Source organism: Bradyrhizobium monzae (assembly GCF_021458635.1).
Taxonomy (GTDB): domain Bacteria; phylum Pseudomonadota; class Alphaproteobacteria; order Rhizobiales; family Xanthobacteraceae; genus Bradyrhizobium.
This window is the reverse complement of record NZ_JAIRDQ010000016.1, coordinates 13,143-35,892: the sequence shown is the minus strand read 5'-3', so window position 1 is coordinate 35,892 and position 22,750 is coordinate 13,143. Positions and strand designations below refer to the sequence as shown.

20 protein-coding genes are annotated in these 22,750 nt (G+C 64.5%); 11 read left to right on the top strand and 9 right to left on the bottom strand.

The annotated features are described in order from the left end of the window. Positions 1-62 precede the first annotated feature (62 nt). Complete coding sequence (locus tag K3F49_RS36710) at positions 63-701, top strand: TetR/AcrR family transcriptional regulator (RefSeq protein ID WP_234685810.1); 639 nt, start codon at positions 63-65, stop codon at positions 699-701. 65 nt (positions 702-766) lie between these two features. Further along, positions 767-1,174: a DUF4864 domain-containing protein gene (locus K3F49_RS36705; RefSeq protein WP_234685737.1), complete on the top strand. Its 408-nt coding sequence runs from the start codon at positions 767-769 to the stop codon at positions 1,172-1,174. Here K3F49_RS36705 and K3F49_RS36700 read toward each other — a convergent pair. Both K3F49_RS36700 and K3F49_RS36695 read right to left on the bottom strand, forming a co-directional pair. Continuing rightward, entirely contained in the window at positions 1,171-2,436 is a 1,266-nt protein-coding gene (locus K3F49_RS36700; protein ID WP_234685736.1) for an MFS transporter, read from the bottom strand. The genes K3F49_RS36705 and K3F49_RS36700 overlap by 4 nt on opposite strands. Then, positions 2,375-2,635 (bottom strand): hypothetical protein, encoded by a 261-nt coding sequence (locus K3F49_RS36695; RefSeq protein ID WP_234685815.1) that lies wholly within the window; start codon positions 2,633-2,635, stop codon positions 2,375-2,377. The genes K3F49_RS36700 and K3F49_RS36695 overlap by 62 nt, the downstream gene beginning before the upstream one ends. Between K3F49_RS36695 and K3F49_RS36690 the strand changes: the two genes are divergently transcribed. The 8 genes from K3F49_RS36690 (at position 2,622) to K3F49_RS36655 (ending at position 9,898) form a co-directional block, all read left to right on the top strand. Next, positions 2,622-3,029 carry a hypothetical protein gene (locus K3F49_RS36690; protein WP_234685809.1) on the top strand — a complete coding sequence of 136 codons (408 nt, stop codon included), beginning with the start codon at positions 2,622-2,624 and terminating at the stop codon, positions 3,027-3,029. The genes K3F49_RS36695 and K3F49_RS36690 overlap by 14 nt on opposite strands. Positions 3,030-3,106: 77 nt before the next feature. Beyond that, positions 3,107-3,391: a hypothetical protein gene (locus K3F49_RS36685; RefSeq protein WP_234685735.1), complete on the top strand. Its 285-nt coding sequence runs from the start codon at positions 3,107-3,109 to the stop codon at positions 3,389-3,391. Positions 3,392-3,400: 9 nt separating this feature from the next. Further along, positions 3,401-4,840, top strand: a complete 1,440-nt coding sequence (locus K3F49_RS36680) for a TolC family protein (protein WP_234685734.1) — start codon at positions 3,401-3,403, stop codon at positions 4,838-4,840. A 13-nt stretch (positions 4,841-4,853) separates the two neighbouring features. Continuing rightward, positions 4,854-6,185 carry a copper oxidase gene (locus K3F49_RS36675; protein ID WP_234685733.1) on the top strand — a complete coding sequence of 444 codons (1,332 nt, stop codon included), beginning with the start codon at positions 4,854-4,856 and terminating at the stop codon, positions 6,183-6,185. 32 nt (positions 6,186-6,217) lie between these two features. Continuing rightward, entirely contained in the window at positions 6,218-6,673 is a 456-nt protein-coding gene (locus tag K3F49_RS36670; protein WP_234685732.1) for a cupredoxin domain-containing protein, read from the top strand. A 17-nt stretch (positions 6,674-6,690) separates the two neighbouring features. Further along, on the top strand, positions 6,691-6,990 hold the full coding sequence (locus K3F49_RS36665) for a copper-binding protein (protein WP_234685731.1): 300 nt from the start codon (positions 6,691-6,693) through the stop codon (positions 6,988-6,990). A 271-nt stretch (positions 6,991-7,261) separates the two neighbouring features. Continuing rightward, entirely contained in the window at positions 7,262-9,403 is a 2,142-nt protein-coding gene (gene flhA / locus K3F49_RS36660) for a flagellar biosynthesis protein FlhA (protein WP_234685730.1), read from the top strand. 294 nt (positions 9,404-9,697) lie between these two features. Beyond that, positions 9,698-9,898: a hypothetical protein gene (locus K3F49_RS36655; RefSeq protein WP_148774099.1), complete on the top strand. Its 201-nt coding sequence runs from the start codon at positions 9,698-9,700 to the stop codon at positions 9,896-9,898. A gap of 993 nt (positions 9,899-10,891) precedes the next feature. On the opposite strand, the gene K3F49_RS36650 is transcribed toward K3F49_RS36655, so the two are convergent. Further along, on the bottom strand, positions 10,892-11,116 hold the full coding sequence (locus K3F49_RS36650; protein ID WP_234685729.1) for a hypothetical protein: 225 nt from the start codon (positions 11,114-11,116) through the stop codon (positions 10,892-10,894). Positions 11,117-11,559: 443 nt separating this feature from the next. Between K3F49_RS36650 and K3F49_RS36645 the strand changes: the two genes are divergently transcribed. After that, a complete protein-coding gene (locus tag K3F49_RS36645; protein ID WP_234685728.1) occupies positions 11,560-16,416 on the top strand; it encodes a beta strand repeat-containing protein in 4,857 nt (1,618 codons plus the stop codon). Between the two features lie 87 nt (positions 16,417-16,503). On the opposite strand, the gene K3F49_RS36640 is transcribed toward K3F49_RS36645, so the two are convergent. The 6 genes from K3F49_RS36640 to fliI all read right to left on the bottom strand — a co-directional run bounded on the left by K3F49_RS36640 (position 16,504) and on the right by fliI (position 22,660). After that, positions 16,504-17,730, bottom strand: a complete 1,227-nt coding sequence (locus K3F49_RS36640) for an NAD(P)/FAD-dependent oxidoreductase (RefSeq protein ID WP_234685727.1) — start codon at positions 17,728-17,730, stop codon at positions 16,504-16,506. A gap of 117 nt (positions 17,731-17,847) precedes the next feature. Next, on the bottom strand, positions 17,848-18,807 hold the full coding sequence (locus tag K3F49_RS36635; RefSeq protein WP_234685726.1) for a helix-turn-helix transcriptional regulator: 960 nt from the start codon (positions 18,805-18,807) through the stop codon (positions 17,848-17,850). Positions 18,808-18,976: 169 nt separating this feature from the next. Continuing rightward, positions 18,977-20,014 carry an anti-sigma factor gene (locus tag K3F49_RS36630; RefSeq protein WP_234685725.1) on the bottom strand — a complete coding sequence of 346 codons (1,038 nt, stop codon included), beginning with the start codon at positions 20,012-20,014 and terminating at the stop codon, positions 18,977-18,979. A gap of 39 nt (positions 20,015-20,053) precedes the next feature. Next, entirely contained in the window at positions 20,054-20,599 is a 546-nt protein-coding gene (locus K3F49_RS36625; RefSeq protein WP_234685724.1) for a sigma-70 family RNA polymerase sigma factor, read from the bottom strand. Positions 20,600-20,782: 183 nt separating this feature from the next. Beyond that, positions 20,783-21,202: a flagellar export protein FliJ gene (fliJ, locus tag K3F49_RS36620; protein ID WP_027532755.1), complete on the bottom strand. Its 420-nt coding sequence runs from the start codon at positions 21,200-21,202 to the stop codon at positions 20,783-20,785. A gap of 132 nt (positions 21,203-21,334) precedes the next feature. Then, positions 21,335-22,660, bottom strand: a complete 1,326-nt coding sequence (fliI, locus tag K3F49_RS36615) for a flagellar protein export ATPase FliI (RefSeq protein ID WP_234685723.1) — start codon at positions 22,658-22,660, stop codon at positions 21,335-21,337. Between the last annotated feature and the right edge of the window lie 90 nt (positions 22,661-22,750).

The window sequence follows — 22,750 nt, the reverse complement described above, 5'->3', positions numbered from 1 at the left end:
GCAGCCCTGCAAGGGTCATTGCAAGGGTTCAATCTAACCAATTCGTGATCTACATTGCCGGCATGGACGACCACACCGACCAGACCCGCAAGCCCCGCGCCGATGCCGTGCGCAATCGGGAGCGCGTGCTCGAGGCCGCCAAGGTCGTGTTCAACGCCGGCGGTCCGGAGGCGAGCCTGGAGGCCGTGGCCAAGCGCGCGGGCGTCGGCATCGGCACACTCTACCGGCACTTTCCGACACGCGAGGATCTGTTCGAGGCGGTCTACCGGCGCGAGGTCGAGCAGCTCAGCGAGCTTGCCGAGCAGTTGAAGAACGCCAAGGACCCGGTCGATGCGCTCAGGCGCTGGCTGGGCTCCACTGTCGAATTCGTTGCCACAAAGAAAGGCATGTCGGCCGCGCTGGCACTGACGTTCCAGAGTTCGTCGGACCTGGCTGCGTTCTCGATGGACCGGCTGACCAGAGCGGTCGGCTCGCTGCTCGATCGCGCCGTCACGGCCGGCCAAATGCGCGCCGATATCAGCCCGGAAGACCTGTTCAGGGCCCTGATCGGCATGTGCTACATGCACGACCAGCCCGGCTGGCAATCCTCTGTGCTGCGGATGCTCGACGTGTTTGTCGACGGTCTTCGCGTGCAGCCCCCTGCGAAGGCCAAGACGCGCGCCGCCAAGCGCGCGAAGCCGGCGGTGAAACCGAAGCGATAGCGCCTCCGTATTTGCCAAGGCCGTGCTAGGATCAGCATCGCCGGGATTTCAACGCGGAGCCTGCCATGCGCATTGCCGCCTTGCTCGTCGTTCTCAACATTGCTTGCAGCCCCATCTCCGCACGCGCCGACGATGTCGCGGCGGCGCAAGGCGTGATCCGGGCTCAGGAACAAGCTTTTGCGCACGACGATGCGGCTGCGGCCTATTCCCAGGCCGCGCCGGCGATCAAGGAAATTTTCCCTGCGCCCGACATCTTCATGTCGATGGTGCAGAAGGGTTACGCACCGGTCTATCGTCACAAGAGTTTTGAGTTCGGCGACAGCAAGACCGAAGGCAGCTCCGTCGCCCAGCGCGTTCACATCATCGATGCCAATGGCGAGGCCTGGGAAGCGCTCTACACGCTCGAGCAGCAGGCGGACGGAAGCTACAAGATCACCGGCTGCTCGCTGCTGAAGGCGGGACAGGCGGTCTAGGTTGCGAAATTCGGTCCGGCCTTGACCGAATTCATGCGCGAGCGAATCAGCAGCGTCAAGACGATGCCGACATTGAGAGCATTCCACGCCACGCCGTTGGCGAAGGCCGCCGCGTAAGAACCGGTGGCATCAAAGATGATGCCGGACACCCAGCCGCCAAAGGACATGCCGAATACGGAGGCGAAGATCACGATGCCGACGCGGGTCGCGGCTTCGCTGGCCGGCATCGCCTCGCGCACGATGATGGCATAGCTCGGCACGATGCCGCCCTGGAACAGCCCGAACATCGCGGAGATCAGATAGAGCGACGTGAGGCTGTCGAAGAACAGGTAGAACACCAGCGCAAAGCCCTGCGCCAATGCCCCGATCAGCAGCGTCGGAATGCCACCGATCTTGTCCGCGAGATAGCCCGAGCCGATGCGGCTGACGATGCCGCAGGCCATCATCAGCGACAGCATCTCGGCACCGCGCGCCACGCCGTAACCGAGATCGCCGCAATAGGCGACGATATGCACCTGCGGCATCGCCATGGCGACGCAGCAGGAAATGCTGGCAATCGAGAGCAGCACCGTCAGCGTGTTGGTCGAGAGCTTGAGATCGACCCGCGGCGGCGCCGCATTGGCGTGATTGCGGACCTTGTCGTCGCCCATCTGCGCGCGCAGGACCAAAACCAGGATCGTCATCAGACTCACGCAGACGAGGGCGATGCCGATGTGAGTGGTGCGCCAGCCGATCCCCTCTATGCCCGCATTGATGAGCGGCGGCCAGATCGTGCCGGCGACATAGTTGCCGCTCGCGACGATGGTCACGGCCAGACCGCGATAGCGCTCGAACCAGTGCGAGGCCTCTGCCATCAGCGGTGCGAAGGTCGCTGACGTGCCGAGCCCAATGAGGAAATAAGCTGCCACGAACTGCCAGAGCTGGGTCGAGAGTCCTGCGAGCGTGTTGGCGACGCCAAGGAAGGCGATGCTGATCGCCATGGCCGGCACGATGCCGAACTTGTCGGTGATCTTGCCGGCGATCACGCCGCCGAGCCCGAAGCCGAACATCATCAGTGTGAAGGCCAGCGACACCGCACCGCGCGTGGCGGCGAATTCGGCCTGCACGACGGGAATCACCACGACCACCGCCCACATGCCGACGCCGCCGATCGAGCCGATCAGCAGCGCGAGCAAAAGCCGCACCCAGGCCTGACGGGAATCAGGGGTGAATGAGGCCGGTTTTTGCTCTGGGTGATTTGGTGCGTGCACGGCGCGGACCATGTTCGCTGACCGCCTTGCGGTCAAGCATCGTGCCGCGATGTTGGGCATGCGCGGTGCACTGCGGTAAGAAGAGCTTGGCGAAATCGCGCTTTGCCATTAGTTTGTAATGTCCGTGTGCGGGATAGCCGCGCGAAAAGCATGTCGGTGGAATGTTGCTGCAATTGACGCGATCGATGCGGATCAGGGTGGGGCGCTTCATTGCACTGGCCTATCTGTTCTGCGTGCTCGCGCCGGCAGCAAGTCTTGCCTGGGGAACCGGGCCGGCGCCGTGTCTTGATGATTCGCTGCTCGCCGACCTTGCGCCGATCCATCAGGCGATGCCGGCAAACCACATGCATGACGGCCCATCGCACGACCACGCCGGCATCCACGTGCATCACCAAACCGCCGCGCAGGACGCACCCGCCTCGCATCACCATGACAGCAAGGGCAAAGCCGGCCCGTGCTGCGCCATGATGTGCGCCAGCGCGTTGCCGGCCGATCTGCCGAGCTTTGCAAAGCCGCTTCAGCCGGTTTCCGCATGCTCGCTCGAGATCGTGGCCAGCCTGCACAGCACGGCACCGCCCCTGCTCTACCGCCCTCCCATCATCTGATCTCGTCCACGACGTCAGGCCGGGCGCGCAATCCGCGCGCGCGAACCTGTGGTCTCCAGACAGATCAGGGATAAACCATGCTTACGCTTCTCGGGGCGAAGTCCGCCGCCGCATCTGCGGCGCGTGGAGGACACTTTCGATTCCATTGGCCGCTGCTGGCCATAGCTATGTTGGCGCTGTCCGGCTGCATGCCGGCAACGACGTCAGTTGCCATCGCCGACCCAGCCGATCCTGCGGCGAAGGTCGCGCGCGTCGGCTATCGCTCGACGGTCGCGCCCTACACGAGCCTGCGGCCTGCAGCGCCGGCGCCGTGGCGCGAGCGCAACGACGCCGTCACTCCGCAGCCGAAGCAGGACCGGTAGGAGCGCGTCATGGCACAGAACTTTGCACGGAGCCTGCTCGTTCTCGGCGCGCTCGGCCTCTTTGCACCTGGTCTTGCCGGCTGCGCCGCGTTCTCGCCCGACAGCGGCATGAGCGCGGTCTCCGAGCTGACGAGCCAGGCTATCAAGAAGGACATCGCCTTCGTGCGATCGGCCGAGGGAGCCGGTGCGGTCGCGGCGCGCGTTCACCAGCTGCTGTCGCGGACGCTGACTGCGGAGACCGCCGTGCAGGTCGCGCTGCTCAGCAACAAGGGGCTGCAGGCCGCCTATAACGAGCTGGCGCTGGCCGAGACCGATCTGGTCGAGCAGAGCCTGCCGCCCAATCCGGTGTTCTCGGTCTCGCGCATCTCGGGCAATGGCGCCAGCGAGATCGAGCGCCAGGTCGTCGGCGACATCCTGGCGTTGGCCACGCTGCCGTTCCGATCCGACATCGCGCGCGAGCGCTTTCGTCAGGCGCAATTGCGCGCGGCGCTGGCGACACTTCGGCTCGCCGCCGACGTGCGGCGCGCTTACGTTCGCACAGTTGCCGGAAACGAGATGGTGATGCTGCTGACCGACGCGAAAGCGACGGCGGAATCGACTGCGCAGCTCGCGGTCAAGCTCGGCGAGACCGGCTCGGTCAACAAGCTCGACCAGGCCCGCGAGCAGGTGTTTTACGCCGAGACCACCGCCGATCTCGCCACCGCACGCCAGGCGGCGACGAGCGCGCGCGAAAAGCTGGCACGGCTGATGGGGCTGTGGGACGACGGCCTCGACTTCCGTCTGCCCAACCAGCTGCCGCCATTGCCACGCCGGCCGCAGGCCTTGCCCTCGATCGAAGCCGATGCGGTGGTCCATCGCATCGATCTTCAGATCGCGCGGCTCGAGCTGACGGCGCTGGCGAAGTCGTTGAACCTCACTGAAGCAACACGCTTCGTGACGCTGCTCGATCTCGCCGGCATCTCTCGGCGGACCCAGGATCCGGAAGGCGCCCCGTTCCGCGAGCGCGGTTTTGACGTGCAGTTCCAGATCCCGATCTTCGACGGCGGCGAGGTTCGCGTGCGGCAGGCCGCGGAGACCTACAACCTCGCCTTCAACCGCCTGACCGAGCGTGCCGTGAACGTCCGCTCGGAAGCGCGCGATGCCTATCGTGTCTATCGCTCCACCTACGACATCGGCAGCCACTACCAGCGCGAGATCATCCCGTTGCGCAAGATCATCACCGAGGAGATGCAGCTCCGCTTCTCCAGCATGCAGGTCGACATCTTCGCACTCCTGACCGAAGCGCGGCAGCGGCTCGCTTCTCTGCGCGGCGCGATCGACGCCAGGCAAAACTTCTTCCTCGCCCAATCCGAGCTGCAGACCGCCGTCAATGGTGGCGGCGCGCCTGCTTCGGGCAGCGACAATCCAACCAATATCGCCGCGGCAGCGCCTGACGATGGCGGCCACTGACATGGAGGCCAGCATGTTTTCCCGCCGAGGATTTTTGGGCACCGCCGCGCTGGTGAGCGCGTCAGCCGTCGGCGGCCGCGTCCAGGCCGCATCGATTCCGGAAGCCGTCCATATGGACAAGGCGGTGATGCAGCCGCCGCTTCATCCCATTGGCGGTCCCGACTACCGCCCCGTCGTCACCTTGAACGGCTGGACACTGCCGTTCCGCATGAACGGCGACTGGAAGGAATTTCATCTCGTCGCCGAGCCCGTGGTGCGCGAGTTCGCCGAGGGCATGAAGGTCAATCTCTGGGGCTACAACGGTCAGTCGCCGGGCCCGACCATCGAGGCGGTCGAGGGCGACAAGGTCCGCATCTTTGTCACCAACCGCCTGCCCGAATACACCACCGTGCACTGGCACGGCATGATCATCCCGAGCGGCATGGACGGCGTCGGCGGACTGACCCAGCCGCCTATCGAGCCGGGAAAGACCTTCGTCTACGAATTCGAGATGAAGAAGAGCGGGACCTTCATGTACCACCCGCATTCCGACGAGATGGTGCAGATGGCGATGGGCATGATGGGCATGGTCGTCGTGCACCCGCGCGACCCGAACTTCCGCCCCGTCGACCGCGACTTCGTCTTTGTGATGAGCACCTATCGCGTCGACCCCGGCACGTACTTGCCGAAAGTCAACGAGATGACCGATTTCAACATGTGGACCTGGAATGCGCGGGTGTTTCCGGGCATCGATCCACTGCCAGTCAGGCTCGGCGACAAGGTGCGCGTGCGCATCGGCAACCTCAGCATGACCAACCATCCGATCCATCTGCACGGCCACAGCTTTGCCGTGACCTGCACCGACGGCGGCTGGATTCCCGAGAGCGCGCAATATCCGGAGACGACGACCGACGTGCCGGTCGGCGCCGTGCGCGTGTTCGACGTCCTGGCGGACAATCCCGGCGACTGGGCGTTTCACTGCCACAAATCGCATCACACCATGAATGCAATGGGGCACAACATGCGCAACATGATCGGCGTGTCGCGCAAGGATATCGCCAAGGCGGTCGGCAAGCTCGCGCCCGACGCCATGGTGATGGGCCAGTCCGGCATGGCGATGGGCAACATGGAGATGCCGGCGCCCGACAACACGCTGCCGATGATGAGCGGCGCCGGCCAGTTCGGTCCGATCGAGATGGGCGGCATGTTTACGGTGATGAAGATCCGCGAGGACCTTGCGCACGACGATTATCGCGATCCCGGCCCCTATCAATTCCCGCAAGGCACCGTCGCCTACGAGATCGCTGCGCCCGCGGCGGAGCCTGCGCGGCAGCCGGCCTCGCCCGCGCACAAAATGAAGATGTGAGCGTTTCGATGAACCACCAACTGGAGACCACAATGAAGAGAACGATCAAACTCGCCCTGACGCTTGTTGCGCTGTCGATCGCACCCGCCCTCGCACACGAGGGGCACGGCCATCACGGCTTCTCGGCCGGCGAGCCCGGCGACCCCAACAAGCCGGCGCGCACCGTCGAGATCGCGTTGAGCGAAATGTCCTACGAGCCCTCGAACATCAATGTGAAGCGCGGCGAGCAGATCCGCTTCGTGCTGCGCAATGTCGGCAAGGAGGATCACGAGTTCCTGCTCGCCACCACGAGGGAGAATCTCGCGCATGCCGAGGTGATGAAGAAGCACCCGCACATGGAGCATGACGACCCGAACGGAGTGCGGCTTGCGCCGAACAAGACGGCCGAGATCGTCTGGAAGTTCACCAAAGCCGGCACCTTCGAATTCTCCTGCCTGATCCCGGACCATCGCGACTACGGCATGGTCGGCCACGTCAACGTGAAATGAAGACAATGGAGACAACCATGAAACTGATCATCCGCATCACTGCGGCGCTCGCGCTGACGCTGGGCCTGACCGTGAGCGCGCTGGCGCAAGCCGCTTCCATCAGCGGCGAGGTCAAGAAGATCGACGAAAGCGCGGGCAAGATCACGCTCAAGCACGGCCCCGCCAAAAGCCTCGGCATGGACGAGCCCATGACCATGGTCTACCGCGTCAGGGATCCCGCCATGCTCAAGCAGGTGCGGGTCGGCGACAAGGTGTCGTTCGAGGCCGAAGAGGCCGCGTCGGGCTACACGGTGACGAAGATTCAGAAGGCGAAGTAGGCCCCCGACGCCTGACCATGGTCATTCCGGGGCGCCCGCTTGGTGCAGCCCCGGAATGACGACCTGAGAGGCCGAAATGACCCCTCCGTTAACCCTTTGCTAACCATACACCGGGCAAAAATTGCCCAGTGGAGTCGAGTGTCGTCAGCCGCGTAGAACGGGAGTTCCCGTGGACGCCAGTGCGGTGCCTCACTTTCGAAACGGCGGCCCATCGGCCGCCGCGCAGACGTTTGGGGCGCGCGGACGGCAGTCGCGCGGGGGAGCAGCTACCATGGTCGACGTCACCGCGGGACAAGGCGTAGGCAGCGCAAAGCCCGGCCTCCCCTCCCTTTCCGAGGTCGTCACCATCCTCAAGCGCGGCGACATCGCGCTCGCGCTCGGCATCCTCACGATCCTTGTGGTGCTGATCCTGCCGCTGCCGGCGATCGTGCTGGACCTGTTCCTGGCGATCTCGATCACGCTGTCGATCCTGATCCTGATGACGTCGCTGTTCATCCAGACGCCGCTGGAATTCTCCGCCTTCCCGACCGTCCTGCTGATCTCGACCATGCTGCGGCTGTCGCTCAACATGGCCTCGACCCGCCTGATCCTGTCGCACGGGCACGAGGGCACGGATGCCGCCGGTCACGTCATCGAAGCCTTCGGCAGCTTCGTGATGGGCGGCAATTTCGTCATCGGCATCATCGTCTTCGCCATCCTGATCATCGTCAATTTCGTCGTCATCACCAAGGGTTCGGGCCGTATCGCCGAAGTCGCCGCGCGCTTCCACCTCGACGCCATGCCCGGCAAGCAGATGGCGATCGACGCCGACCTGTCCGCCGGCCTGATCGACGAGAAGGTCGCCAAGCATCGGCGCAAGGAGCTGGAGGACGAGAGCGGCTTCTTCGGCGCCATGGACGGTGCCTCCAAATTCGTCCGCGGCGACGCCATCGCGGGCCTCCTGATCGTCTTCATCAACGTCGTCGGCGGCATGATCATCGGCGTGGCGCAGCAGGGCCTCTCCTTTGCCGACGCGGGGCGCAGCTACACGCTGCTGACGGTCGGTGACGGCCTCGTTACCCAGGTGCCGGCGCTGATCGTCTCGACCGCGGCGGGCCTGCTCGTCTCCAAGGCCGGCGTCTCGGGCGCCGCCGACAAGGCGCTGATGAAGCAATTCTCCGGCTATCCGCAGGCGCTGGCGATGTCCTCGGCGGTGATGCTGGTGCTGGCGGCGCTGCCGGGCATTCCGACGATCCCCTTTCTCGCACTCGGTGCCGGCGCCGGCGCGCTCGCCTGGCACGCGCGCAAACGCAATCGCGCGGCCACCAAAGCGGAGGCCGCCGCCAACGCCGCGCTCGCGCCGGGAACGCCGGGTGCCCCCGGCGCCGCTGCGGCCGAGGAGCCGATCTCGGCGGCGCTCAAGATCGACGACCTCAAGATCGAGCTCGGCTATGCGCTCTTGCCGCTCGTCAACGGTCCTGACGGCACCGACCGCCTCACCGAGCAGATCAAGGCGCTGCGCCGCTCGCTCGCGATCGAGATGGGTTTTGTGATGCCGGCAGTGCGCATCCTCGACAACGTCCAGCTCGAAGCCAACACCTACATCATCAAGATCAAGGAGGTCGACGCCGGCACCGGCAAGATCTGGCCGAACCAGTTCATGGTCATGGACCCCGGCGGCAGCCAGGTGCAGGTGCCCGGCATCCACACCACCGAGCCGACCTTCGGCCTGCCCGCGACCTGGGTCGACGCCAGCCTCAAGGAAGAGGCTTCGCTCAAGGGCTACACCGTCGTCGACGCCGCGACCGTGCTCTCGACCCATCTCACCGAGCTGCTCAAGGCCAACATGTCGGACCTGCTGTCCTATGGCGAGGTGCAGAAGCTGCTCAAGGAGCTGCCGAAGGAGCAGAGCGAGCTGGTCAAGGACATCGTGCCCGGACAGGTCACGGTCTCCGGTATCCAGCGCGTGCTCCAGCTGCTGCTCGCCGAGCGTATCTCGATCCGCGACCTCTCGACCATCCTCGAAGGCATCGCCGACTCGCTCGCCTTCTCGCGCAATCCCGCGACCATGGTCGAGCATGTCCGCGCTCGCCTGGCGCGGCAGATCTGCGCGCAGAATACGTCCTACAACGGCTACCTGCCCCTGATCGCGCTGTCGGCACGGTGGGAGCAGGCGTTTGCCGAATCCATCGTCGGCCAGGGCGAGGAGCGCAGCCTCGCGATGCAACCCTCGAAACTGTCGGAGTTCATGACCGGCGTGCGCGAGGCCTTCGAGCGCGCCGCCCGCGAAGGCGAGGCGCCAGTGCTGGTGACCTCTGCGGCAATTCGTCCCTTCGTCCGCTCCCTGGTCGAGCGGTTCCGGGCCCAGACGACCGTGCTGTCGCAGGCGGAAATCCACCCTAGGGCGAGGCTGAAAACAGTCGGAAGCATCTGATTTGCCTTAAGAAGCCGTGTGTTTTTTCGCCACAGGCAACTGGTTTTTGAGTTTCTGGCGCCTGGTCGACCAAATGCGGATAAGACGCCTTCCGAGCACATTACCATATTGAAATAATTACGAAATTGAACGATCAAGGCTCATTTTTGGTCGCGGTTTCTCACGTCGTATCACGCTCTTGTGATGGCCCCTTGGGAACGAATCCCCCCAATACTAGGTTGTTGGGCACCGGAAGCATGAACCCGCCCAACAAAGGTGGCGACTACTTCGGGTAGATGGCGGCAGGAGCCTTCCATGAACCACTCGATTTACAGCGCAGACCGCTCGACACATCTGAAGATCGTGGCCGTAGCCCTCGTCGCAGGGATCGCGGTGGCAGGTTTCGGCATCAGCGCTCGCACGGGTTCGGACGACGGATTGACCCAGACCGCCCGCGTCATCAAGGCCGGCAAGCCGGTTGTGATCACCAGCTCGAACGCATCGCTCGTTCGCTAAGGAGATTTGAGTTTCAGGAATTCACGCGGCTCTTTACCAGCCCCCCAAAGTCGCCACGTGGATATGTAGACGACCCCAACCCCAAGTCGACTACAGAAAGCGCCCGCCCCCCACGGGCGCTTTCTCATGTCTGGGGTAATGTCTCGGTCAGAGTGCAGACGTCCCCCCGAAGTTCGTCATTGCGAGCGAAGCGAAGCAATCCAGAATCTCTCCGCGAAGATCAAGTCTGGATTGCTTCGTCGCAAGAGCTCCTCGCAATGACGGAGTGTGGAGTGATCGCGCCGCTTCTCAATTCGCATCTCCATCGCAGACACACCTTCGCCCTCTCGCGGCGCATTTCGCCCGAGCTTTGCGTCGTCGCTTCACCCTCCATTGAAAGAGGGCGCAGGGAAGACCGGGTGCCGGCTGGCACCCGCGGTCCACTGTGCAAGGTAGCAGATGGAAAATCTGCACAGCGGCATACAGGTGAAGCCTGAACATCCGGCCTTCCCTGCGCAGTGATTTGACGGCTTACGTCGTGATCTCCCCGGGGAGCGATGCACTATTGCCCCCGTCGCCTCGCAGATGACTGATGCGCGAACCCGGTCGGGCCACACGCATCACCACGAGACTTGGCGCACAGACTCCGGGCGCCAGGACCACACGATTTTGCCGTACGCAGATCACACCGGTCGTGCGCGCGACGTTTCACTCACGGTTGCCCGCCCTGCAAAACCCTTCGCGCCGATATGACCCGCGCCCACCGCCGTCCGGCCCGCGTTCGTGACGATCGCGATACGCCCCTCTTCCTTGGGCCGGGGTGAACGAAACATACGCCATTTCCGAATTTCGGTAAAGTGGAATATTTTTGACGAGGCGTCTTGACCCAGGATTCGGGTGTTTCGCCCGTCGAGGCTGGGCAAGGGCTCGTAGACGGGGCCGCTGGCCCGTCGAATTGATCTCGAAAAGCTCTGAGTTCGTTGAGATATCTGGAATTGGGTCGGAAGCCGGGCCTTACCGCACCCCGATCTCTTCAAGTGCGCGAGCTGCTATCTGTGCAGGGTCAATCATGCCTGTTTGCACGATTTCTATGACTTTCCTCGCGACCGCTTCGGCTAGAGGATCATCGCGATCTTTTACGCAGAGCGTATGCAGCGCTTGTTCGTAAGCCGCTGTGGCACAGCTTATCCCTTCCGGTTGCAGACCAGCGCTTTGAAGCAGCGGGGCGATGGCGGTCACGATCCTGGCTCGCTGAGAACACGGTTCCGCAAGGTGCTTGAGCTGCATTGCGACCATCGTGCAGCGTACTCCCGAGCGGGCGCCGCGTCTCCCCCTGAAATCCAATTTAGGTCGCCCCCGCACGCTCAGCCCCGTCGTGCAGCTTTTCTGCTCTGGACGACGAGAGATCCAGGCGCGACAAGGTTGGCGTTCAGCGGACACTCGGATCCGGTCGGGGGTACCCCCATTGAGACCACCGAATGGTTCGCCGTGCTGCTACAAATCCTCCGCGAGACATTGTCCAATATCTAGGGTCCGTCGGACATTAGCGCCACGGCTGGCAAGATCATTTGTCTTGCGACCGACATGGGCATTCGTTGTGCGAGGACAACGTTCGTTGCAAAGCCTGATGTAGACGTCGACACCTCAGCCTCAATGAAATGTTGGACAGTGGGAGCAGGAACGTGAGCTTTTCCTCTCAGATCCAGACATCGTTCTCCGGGCCATTGGACACCAGCACTTATCCCCCGGATAGCGGCCTCGCCATCGGGCCAAATTACGCCGTGATGATCGAGGGGGCGCAGATCGAGTGGACGAACCTGACCGGCGGATCGCCAACCGTGCAGTCGGTCTACAGCTTCTTCTCGCCGCTATCGCCGACCGGCGGCCTCTATGATCAGAGCGTCGTATACGACGGCGTCAATCAACGCTTCGTCGTGATCATGCAGTACCTGGCGCCTGATGGCGCCACTGCCGACATCGATGTTGCGGTCTCGAAGGACTCCAATCCGAACGATGGCTGGACCTTCTCGCAGCTCAATACGACCGTCACGATCAACGGTCAGTCGACCGTCTCTGATCGGCCGATGTTGGCGGTCGACGGTTCGAACGTCTACATCTCGGCTGCACAGTATAATACCAACGTGTCCGGTTACGCCGGGACGGAAAACTGGATCATCGGCGATAAGGCAGGCGCGGGCGGCGGCATCTATGGAGGCGGCGCGTTGAGCGTGACCACAAGCGAAGTCATGCCGTCGGCTCAGGGCATCTTCGCCGTCGCATCCGGCAACAACGGCAAGACCTACTACGCGAGCGATTTCTCCAGCGGAGGACAGATCGTCGTTGCCCTGCAAACCTACGACAAGGCCACGAATACGTTCAGCGCAACCGGTACTGTCAACCTCGGCAATATCGACCAGGGCGGCAGCGACACCGCCCAGCAGCGGGGGACCAGCCTCCTGCTCGATGCCGGCGATAATCGCATTGCCAGCATGGCCTATGCCAACGGCTTTCTCTACGCCGTGGCCGAGATGAAGCCGACCGGATCGAGCGTGCCGCTGGTCCATTGGTTGAAGATCGACGTCAGCAATCCCAGCGCTCCCGCGCTCGTGGCGCAAGGCGACATCTCCGGCGCCGTCATCGGCACCGGTGTGGCGACATTCAATCCATCGATCGCGGTGGACGCTGCAGGCGATGTCCTCATCAACTTCACCGCCAGCGGCCCGAACATGTATCCGGCGGACTACTATGTCTTCCAGGGCGGCAGCGATCCCGTGGGCTCGTTCAGCGCCCCCACCCTGTATCAGGCGAGCACCGGATTCTTCAACGCCGGCGATGGAGCCAGCGTGCAGAGCTGGGGCGTCAATTCATCGGCCACCGTCGACCCGAACAATCCGTACTCGTTCTGGATCTCGAACGAGTATGTCGCCAGCGGTTGGTGGCAGACATCGGTCGCCAAGATTGCCATCCAGAACTCAACGGCGACCGGACCTGCGGTTTCTTCGATCGTGGCTTCCGGGACCGGGATCACCAACGGCGCCGGCGATCTCAATGCTGGCAAGGTCGTCACGCTGACGGTGAACTTCAGCGCGGCCGTGACGGTCAACACCGGCGGCGGTACGCCGACGCTCGTCCTCAACGATGGCGGCACGGCGAGCTACACCGGTGGCTCGGGGAGCACTGCGCTCACCTTCAGCTACACGGTGGCAGCAGGCCAGAACACCGCCGATCTCGTCATCTCGTCGTTCAACCTCAACGGCGCGACCGTCACCGATGGCACCGGCAACGCCGCCAATCTAACGGGCGCGATCAACTCCAATCCCGCCGGCATCCTGCAGATCGACACCACGGCGCCCACAATCGCCTCGATCGTTGCGACCGGCACCGGCGTCACCAACGGCAGCGGCACCGTGAGCGCCGGCCAGGTCGTCACCTTGACCGTCAATCTCAGCGAGGCCGTGACGGTCAACACCAGCGCCGGCTCGCCGACGCTCGGCCTCAACGACGGCGGCACGGCGACTTACACCGGTGGCTCGGGCAGCGCTGCGCTCACCTTCGGCTATACGGTGGCCGCCGGCCAGACTACATCCGATCTCGTCATCTCATCGTTCAACCTCAACGGCGCCGTTGTCAGCGACGGAGCCGGCAATACGGCCAACCTGGCCGGCGCCACCAACTACAATCCGGCTGGGACCCTGCAGGTCAACCCGACGGTACCGACGGTTGCCTCGATCGCGGCCACGGGCACCGGCATCACCGGCGGCGCCGGCGATCTCAACGCTGGCAAGGTCGTCACGCTGACCGTGAACTTCAGCGCTGCCGTGACGGTCACCACCAGCGGCGGCACGCCGTCGCTGACCCTCAACGACGGCGGCACGGCAAGCTACACGGGCGGTTCGGGTAGCACCGCGCTCACCTTCAGCTACACGGTGGCTGCCGGCCAGACCACGTCCGATCTCGTCATCTCCGCGCTGAACCTCAACGGCGCAACCATCACCGGTGGCAACGGCAATGCTGCCAACCTGACGGGCGCGACCAACTCCAATCCCGCCGGCATCCTGCAGATCGACACGACGGCGCCGACGATCGCCTCGATTGCCGCCACCGGCACCGGCGTCACCAACGGCAGCGGCAGCGTGAGCACCGGCCAGGTCGTCACCTTGACCGTCAATCTCAGCGAGGCGGTGACGGTCAACACCAGCGCCGGGTCGCCGACGCTCAGCCTCAACGACGGCGGCACGGCGACCTACACCGGTGGCTCGGGCAGCGCTGCGCTCACCTTCAGCTACACGGTGGCCGCCGGCCAGACCACCGCCGATCTCGCCATCCCTTCGTTCAACCTCAACGGCGCCGTTGTCAGCGACGGAGCCGGCAATGCGGCCAACCTGGCCGGCGCCACCAACTACAATCCCGCCGGCACCCTGCAGGTCAACCCGACGGCACCGACGGTTGCCTCGATCGCGGCCACGGGCACCGGCATCACCGGCGGCGCCGGCGATCTCAATGCTGGCAAGGTCGTCACGCTGACCGTGAACTTCAGCGCTTCCGTGACGGTCACCACCAGCGGCGGCACGCCGTCGCTGACCCTCAACGACGGCGGCACGGCAAGCTACACCGGTGGCTCGGGCAGCACCGCGCTCACCTTCAGCTACACGGTGGCAGCAGGACAGAACACCGCCGATCTCGTCATCTCGTCGTTCAACCTCAACGGCGCAACCATCACCGGTGGCAACGGCAATGCTGCCAACCTGACGGGGGCCACCAACTCCAATCCGGTCGGCATCCTGCAGATCGACACCACGGCGCCGACGATTGCCTCGATTGCCGCCACCGGCACCGGCATCACCGACGGCAGCGGCAGTGTGAGCACCGGCCAGGTCGTCACCTTGACCGTCAATCTCAGCGAGGCCGTCACAGTCAACACCACCAGCGGCACGCCGACGCTCGCGCTCAACGATGGCGGCACGGCGAGCTACGTGAGCGGTTCGGGCAGCACCGCACTCACCTTCCGCTACACGGTGGCAGCAGGCCAGATCACGTCCGATCTCGCCATCTCTTCGTTCAACCTCAACGGCGCCGTCGTCAGCGACGGAGCCGGCAATGCGGCCAACCTGGCCGGTGCGGCCAACTACAATCCCGCCGGCACCCTGCAGGTCAACCCGACCACGACCACCACCGGCGTACCGAAGTACAGCCACATCGTCGTCGTCGTCGAAGAAAACCACAACTATGACCAGATCGCCGGCAACAGCCAGGCACCTTACATCAACAGCCTCATGGCCGGAGGCGCATCGCTCACCAACATGACGGCGGAGGCTCATCCGAGCCAACCGAATTATTTTGTCCTCTATGCCGGCTCGACATTCGGCACCACCGACGACAATTCCTACAGCCTTCCGGATCCAACGCTGTACACGGTGCTGAAAAACGGGGGTTACTCGTTCACGGGCTATGTGGACGAGGGCGGGATTGGCAGCGACTACAACCATGACCCCTGGGTTTCATTCCCGGAGGGACGCACGGTTCAAACGGATTTCACCAGCTTCCCGGCGCTTTTTGCCAACGGCAATTATTCCAGCCTGCCAACCGTCTCGTTCGTCATTCCCAGCGTGAGTGACGACATGCACAGCGGGACGATCGCCCAGGGCGATACATGGCTTCAGCAAAACCTGAGCGCCTATGCTCAATGGGCGGTCAACAACAATTCGCTGCTGGTCGTGACCTGGGACGAGAATGACGATTCGACCTCCGAGGCTGCTTCCAACACGATTCCAACTCTGTTGTATGGCGCCAACGTGGTCCCGGGCAACTACGGCACCGCCTACAATCACGACAATCTCCTGAGCACGATCACTGCTTCGTTGGGCTTGACCGCTCCCAACGACGCCGCGACGGCGGCGCCCATCCAAGTGTTCGGGACGGCTGCTGGGGCGGCCGCACTGACGGTGGATCAGGACGGGGTGGCCGAGAGTCCGGCACTGGCCATCAACAGCAATTCGCTGACGGTGCAGGCCGGAGGATCCGTCGCGTTGGGCATCACCGCGACGCCCGTCGATTCCGACGACCAACTGTCGCTGCGCATCAGCGGCCTGCCCAGCTACGAGTCGATCACGGCTCCGGCCGGAAACACCGTCGCGAGCAGCCTCCAATCCGACGGAACCTACACCTGGACCGTTACCGAGGGCTCCTCCACGACAGGCCGACCGCTTACCGAGTTGACGCTGTCGTCGAGCTATACGGGCACCGACCATCCGGTCGCGACATTCACGGTGACCGCAAGCAACACAACTGCGGGCGAAACCGCGACATCGGCGTCAAAGACCATGACGGTGACCGATCCGCCGGCGCCTTCGCCAGGTAGCCCCAATGTCGCCTTGTCCCAAGACGCGGGCGCGATCGACCGTCTCGCAGCGCTGATGAATCAATTCGCTGCGGCCGGCTTCCGCGGAAACAGCTTTGGCCCATCTCCCCCGACTCACTATCCGAACGTCGGTTGGGGCGACCCGAACGTCCTGGCCGCTGCCCATCTTCACGCACGATGAGCAACGGTGAACGAACCTCGCTATTCGCGTGATGCTTATTCTTCGCACTCTGTCGCATTATTTCGATTGATGGATGCACGTCCCAGCTCAACGACGCGGCGCCCCGTAGGTCGGGGGCGGCGCCTGCACGGTCGGCGCGGCGGCAGCAAATAGCTCATCCCTGCTGCCGGTGAGCGGAGGATAGATGCGCTTGCGGTTGATGGTCTGCTTGGTTGCCTTGGCAGCCTGGCCAGTGGTCCGCACCTCGCGGTCCCAGCCCTCCGTGTAGAGCGCGCCCCAATCGCCGAGATCGAGCACGGTGACGTACCAGTCGATCCGCAGCGGCAGCATCGGCTGACCGACAAGATCGGCCACCACATTGTGGCCGGCGAAGCGGCCCATGGGGCGGGCGAACTGGCAGGACATCACGGTCGGATGCAAGCCATCGACCACACTGGAGGCGACGTCACCGGCGGCGAAGACGCCGGAAAGATCCGCGACCCGCATGAAGGGATCGACCAGAAGGCGCCCGAGGCGATCGCGCGCGCCAGGAAAGTTTTCGGCGAGCCGGCTCGCACGTAGCCCGGCGCACCAGATCACCGTCTGCGTTGCGATGAACTCGCCGGAGCTCAAGCGAACACCGGCAGCTTCGACCGACGCGACGCGGACGCCGAGCCGGGTTTCGACATCGAGCGACGACAGCGCCGTGTCGATGACGGGGCGCGCTTGCGCACCGATCGTGGCGCCGACCGTGGGATTGGGATCGACCAGGATGATGCGGCGGCTGCCACTGATGCCCGCACGCACCAGCCGGTCCGGCATTTCGGCGGCAACCTCGATGCCGGTGAAGCCGGCACCGACCACCACGACTGTCGATCGTCCCGGCGACGGCGCGCTGCGCCCGAGCGAGATGAGGTGATCCTCGAGGCGAAGCGCTGCAGCATAGGTATCGACGTCGAACGCATGCTCGGCCAGGCCGGGAATAGCGGGACGCATCACTTCGCTGCCGAGCGCAAGCACGAGGCGATCATACTTCAGCGTCTCCTCGCTATTGCTTGTGACCAGCGAGATCTGGCGCCGCGCCGGATCGACCGCCTCGACCTCGCCGATACCGTGCGCGACGCCGATCGGATCGAGCAATTGCGGAAGCGGCAGCGCGACCTCGCTGAGATCGACCTCGTAATTGCGCACGCGGATGTTGTGGTAGGGATTGCGGTCGATGACGCGGATCTCGATCTCGCGGCCCGCCGCACCGATCTCGTCGCGCATGCGCGCGGCGCCGATGGCCGCCCACAGGCCTGCAAACCCGGCGCCGAGCACGACGATACGCGCCATGTCCGTTGACTTCGCTATTCCCTGAAATCCGGCGAGCTGTGCCGCGCAGACAGATATAGCTCATTCATCCGGATCGACCAACCGCGGCAGCGATGCGCCGCTGCACAAAATCGTGCCTCAGGCCTCGCGCAGTTCCGACGGCGTCGCACTGAAACGCTTGCGGAAGGCGCGATTGAAATAGGACAGATCCGCGAAGCCCGAGGAATGCGCGATGTCGCTGATCTTGCGGGCCCGCGCACGGGGATCGCCGAGCAATTTTCGCGCGAGCAGCAGGCGCTGCTCCAGCACGAATTCGGTGAAGGTCGTGCCGGCCTGCTCGAACAGCCGCTGCGCCTGGCGCGGACTGAGCCCCGAACGGGTGGCGACCTCGGACAGGCAGAGATCGTTGCGGCCGAGCGCGGCCATCACGTCGGCGCGCATGAGATCGAGACGGGCAGCGGCATGGCCGCGACCGCGCGCCAGCGCCGCGTGCTCGGCGTCAGTGCCAAGCAGGAGGCCGACGAGATCGACCATGTGCTGCGCGGTCAGGCGCTGACCGACGGCGTCGAGATGCGGCGCGTGGTGGGCAGCAAGCGCGTGATAGCGGAAGATGGTCTCGGCCACCGCACCGTCCGACAGAACCTGGGACAGCTTCTCCTCGGCGCGCGGATTGATGTCGAGCAGCGCGCGGCGCGGCATGCGGATCGTGGTGAAGCGGTTCTCGTCGGTGTGGCCGACGCTGCCGGTGATGCCCATATCGGCAAGCACCATCTGCGCGGGCGCAAGCTCGACGGTATGGCCGTTCTGCCTGACGCTGACGAGGCCGGCATGCGCGGCAATCAGCACGAGATCGTCGCTGCCGTCGGCGAGGCCGCCCTGCGTGCGCGAATATTGTGCGGAGGAGCCGTCGGGAATGGCGAGCGCGATATTGTCCACCACGCTGATCTGCAGCCGGCAATCGATGCTGTCGCCCTGGCTCGGTCCGATCTCGAGGCCACACGACCCCAAGGCCCTGTCGCGCCAATGCTCGAACGCCGGGCCCTGCGGCAGGCCTGCATATTGATGAATAAAGACGCCCGGCGGCTTGGCTGCATCCATCTGATTTCTAGCCCCTCTCCGGCACCATGATCGGCAATGCCGACTGCAAATTCCGGGCATTTGACGCCTGGAAATGCATAGAGGTTCAAATCACAGGTGGATTCAGCAAGACTTGTCGGATTGCGACGACAAAATGGACCCTGGCGACAATTTTGCGTCGTTGCGGCGACTACTTCTTCGCCGGAACCTGCGGCTGGGACGGCGGCACGGTCTCGATCAGCTTGCCGGAAAACACTGGCGCCGAGGTCGGCTGGCCGCTGGGCGAGCCGCCCGACTGCTCAACCGTGACGGCATAGGTTGCGCCGTTGACGACATCGGCATCATAGCCGGCGAGCACCGGGCGTGCCGTGAAGTCGCCGCTGCCGATCACGCCCAGCGAACGCGGGCGAGGCAACCTGTCGGAGATCAGCCAGAGCTCAAAACTCTTGCCCGGCTCCGGCGTCGCGCCGACCTTGCGCACCGTGAAGTTCTTGGTCGCCCCGTCAATGGTGAGGATGAAGGCGGGTCCGCCGCCCTGGCCCTGCAGCAGCGCGACATATTGCGCGGGCGAAGACAGCGGCGCGGCCGGTGTCTTGAGCTCGACCGTCTTGATGCGCGGTGCGGGCCGCAGCGCGCCGGGCAGCGCATCGGGCGAGAAGATCTGAAGCGACAGCGTCACCAGAAGCGCAGCCGCGAGCGCCCCCACGGCGGAGGCGATCGTGCGCCAGCGCTTCACACGGCCTTCGAGCCGGATCACGTTGGCATTGTCGACGACCGGCACCTGCGTCATGGGCGCAACGCGTGGGTCGGGCGCATGGGTCAGCGGCACGAATTGCGACGCGATATCCGGAATCGCGTCAGAGTCGGATTGCGGCAGCGCCGGTTGCTGCACGTCCAGCGACGGAGGCTCTGGCGACGGCGCCTCCGACAGCACCTGCGGCTCTTGAGACGGCTCTCCAGACGGCTCTCCAGACGGCTCTTGGGGCGAATCCTGCGACGGCATCGTCCGCGCGATCTCGCGCCGGATGTTCTCCCACACGATCGGCCGCGGCTCGATCGTGCCGACCATCTGGTTGAGGACGCCGAGCCGGAATTCCCACGCCTGCACCACCGCGGCGAACTCCTGGTCCACCGCCATCATGGTTGCGACCTGCGCGCGCTCGTCGGCATCGAGTGTGCCGAGCGCATATTCCGCGGCGAGCGCGATATGATCCTCGCTGTAGGCCATCAATTGCAGTCCAAAACCATCCTCTTGGTCCGAGCCCCTCTATAGTCCGAGGCACTCCCGGATATCCAACATGCTGCGCCGCAGCCACGTCTTCACCGTGTTGACGGGCGCGGCGAATTTCTCCGCCAATTGCTCGCGGCTCCAGCCGTTGTAATAGGCGAGAAGCACGAGCCGCTGACGGTCCGGCTCGAGGCGACCAATGCATTCCAGCAGCCGCTTCAACTCCTCGGACATCTCCCGGCGTGCCAGGGGATCGGGACTGTCGGCGGCGACGTCCATCGCCTGCGGCTCCTCCTCGATCGAGGCCTCCGTCTTCTTGCGGACGATATCGATGGCGCGGTTGCGCGCGATCGAGGCCATCCACGTGATCGGCGATGACAGCGCCGGATTGAACTGGCCGGCACTGTTCCAGATCTTGACGTAGGTCTCCTGAATGACCTCCTCCGCGAGATCCTGTCGGCGCAAGATACGGAGGACGACGCCATAGAGTTTCGCACGCGTGGCACCATAGAGGCGCTCGAACGCGGCCTGATCGCGCTTCGCCACCGCCTCAATCAGCCCGACCAGCTCTGCTGGCGTCAGCATTCAGCCCCCCAACGCGCAGGCCCCCGTCGCATCCGCGCGGACCCTGGCACTCCGCTACCATAGCGCGCGGCCAAGCCCGTCACCAAGGGGCGGGACGCCACGCTGTGGACAGCACACGCAAAAACCCGGACCTTGCGGTTCCGGGCTCGCAAATTCTCGTCGGTTTTGACCGCGGGCTGCCGCTTACGCGACGGCGCCGATGCGGGAACGCATCAGGCCGATGCTGTCGAGATCAGCCTGCTCGCGGGCGTTTTCCTCGGCGCGCTCGCGGGCCTGGTCACGCTCATCCAGGAGCTCGACCTTCTTCAGCTCCTCGAAAGCCTCCCCGAGCGCAGCCTTGGCCTCCTCGAGCTGGCCCCGCAGCTCGTCGGCCGAGCGGGTCAGGTTCTCGCGGCGCTGGATGGCAGCCTTGGCATAGGTCGGATAGGCGAAATGCGCGGGGTCGTTGATCCCGGCGCGGTCCTGCTCGGTCTGGATCTCGCGATCCAGATCGGTCGACATCCGCTGGAAGTCGGCGATCATGGACTCGATCTGGGCGACCCGGCGGCGCTTCTCGTCGACCTGAAATTTCTTCAGGCGAATGAGCGTATCACGTGACTTCATCGACTCGTACTCCCCAGAAGTCCCTTGGCTGCAAGACACACGTACATTGGGACGGCACCGGTCTCCCCACAGGCCCGATTGGGCCAAGACCGGCTCTGCTACTCTGTGGGATCGGATGATGACGGGACAAAGTTAGCGTTCCGTTTCCAAATCACCGAGGATTTGCGCCAACTGGCGGTAACCATCGGCCAGCGAGGCATTTTCGTCCTTGCGCTGGCGCAGGAAGGCCTCCAGCGGCTCGTGCAGCCGGATCGCCTCGTCGACCTCGGGGCTGGAGCCGGCCCGGTAGGCGCCGAGCCGGATCAGCTCCTCCATGTCGGCATAGGTCGCCATGACCGCCCGCGCCTTCTGGATGGTCGGCCAGAACTGCGGATCGGCCGATTTCGGCATGGTGCGCGACACCGACTTCAGGATGTTGATGGCGGGGTAGCGGCCGCGCTCCGCGATCGAGCGCTGCATCACGATGTGGCCGTCGAGGATGCCGCGGACGGCGTCGGCGATCGGCTCGTTGTGATCGTCGCCGTCGACCAGCACCGTGAAGATCGCGGTGATCGCGCCCTCCCCGAGGCCCGGCCCCGCGCGCTCCAAGAGCTTCGGCAGCTCGGTGAAGACGGTCGGCGTATAGCCCTTGGCCGTCGGCGGCTCGCCGGCGGACAGCCCGATCTCGCGCTGGGCCATGGCGAAACGCGTCACCGAATCCATCAGGCAGAGAACGTCCTGGCCCTCGTCGCGAAAATATTCGGCGACCGCGAGCGTCAGATACGCGGCCTGCCGTCGCATCAGGGCCGGTTCGTCGGAGGTCGCGACCACCACGACGGAGCGCGCCAGCCCCTCCTCGCCGAGGTCATCCTGCAGGAATTCCTGCACCTCGCGGCCGCGTTCGCCGATCAGCCCGATGACGCTGACCGCGGCGTCGACGTTGCGCGCGAACATCGAGAGCAGCACGGACTTGCCGACACCGGAACCCGCGAAGATGCCCATGCGCTGGCCGCGGCAGCAGGTGAGGAAGGTGTTCATCGCGCGCACGCCGAGATCGAGCGGGCTGCCGACGCGCTTGCGCGAATGCGCCGGCGGCGGCGAATTGCGGTACGGCATCGGGGAAGCGCCCTGCGGCAACGGCCCCTTGCCGTCGATCGGTTCGCCCAGCGCATTGACGACGCGGCCGAGCCAGGCCGATGACGGACGGACCTGATTGGCCGCATTGGCGATCACGGCCTTGCAGCCGCGACGCACACCGTCGAGACCGGCGAACGGCATCACGACAGCGTTGTTGCCGGAGAAGCCGATCACCTCGCAGGGGATGGAACGGTCGCCGCCGGTCTCGATCACAAGTCGCGCGCCTACCGACATCGCGTGGATCGGGCCGGCGACCTCGACCATGAGGCCGCGCACGCCGACCACACGGCCGTAGATATTGACGCCGTCGATATCGCCGATCTGTTCGGCCAGAGCCTTCATAGAGGAGCCTTCATAAGAGGGCCTTCATAGGGACGCGCCTTCACGCTGGGGCCTTGGTGGCGAAACCCTTAAATTTCGCCATATTTCTGA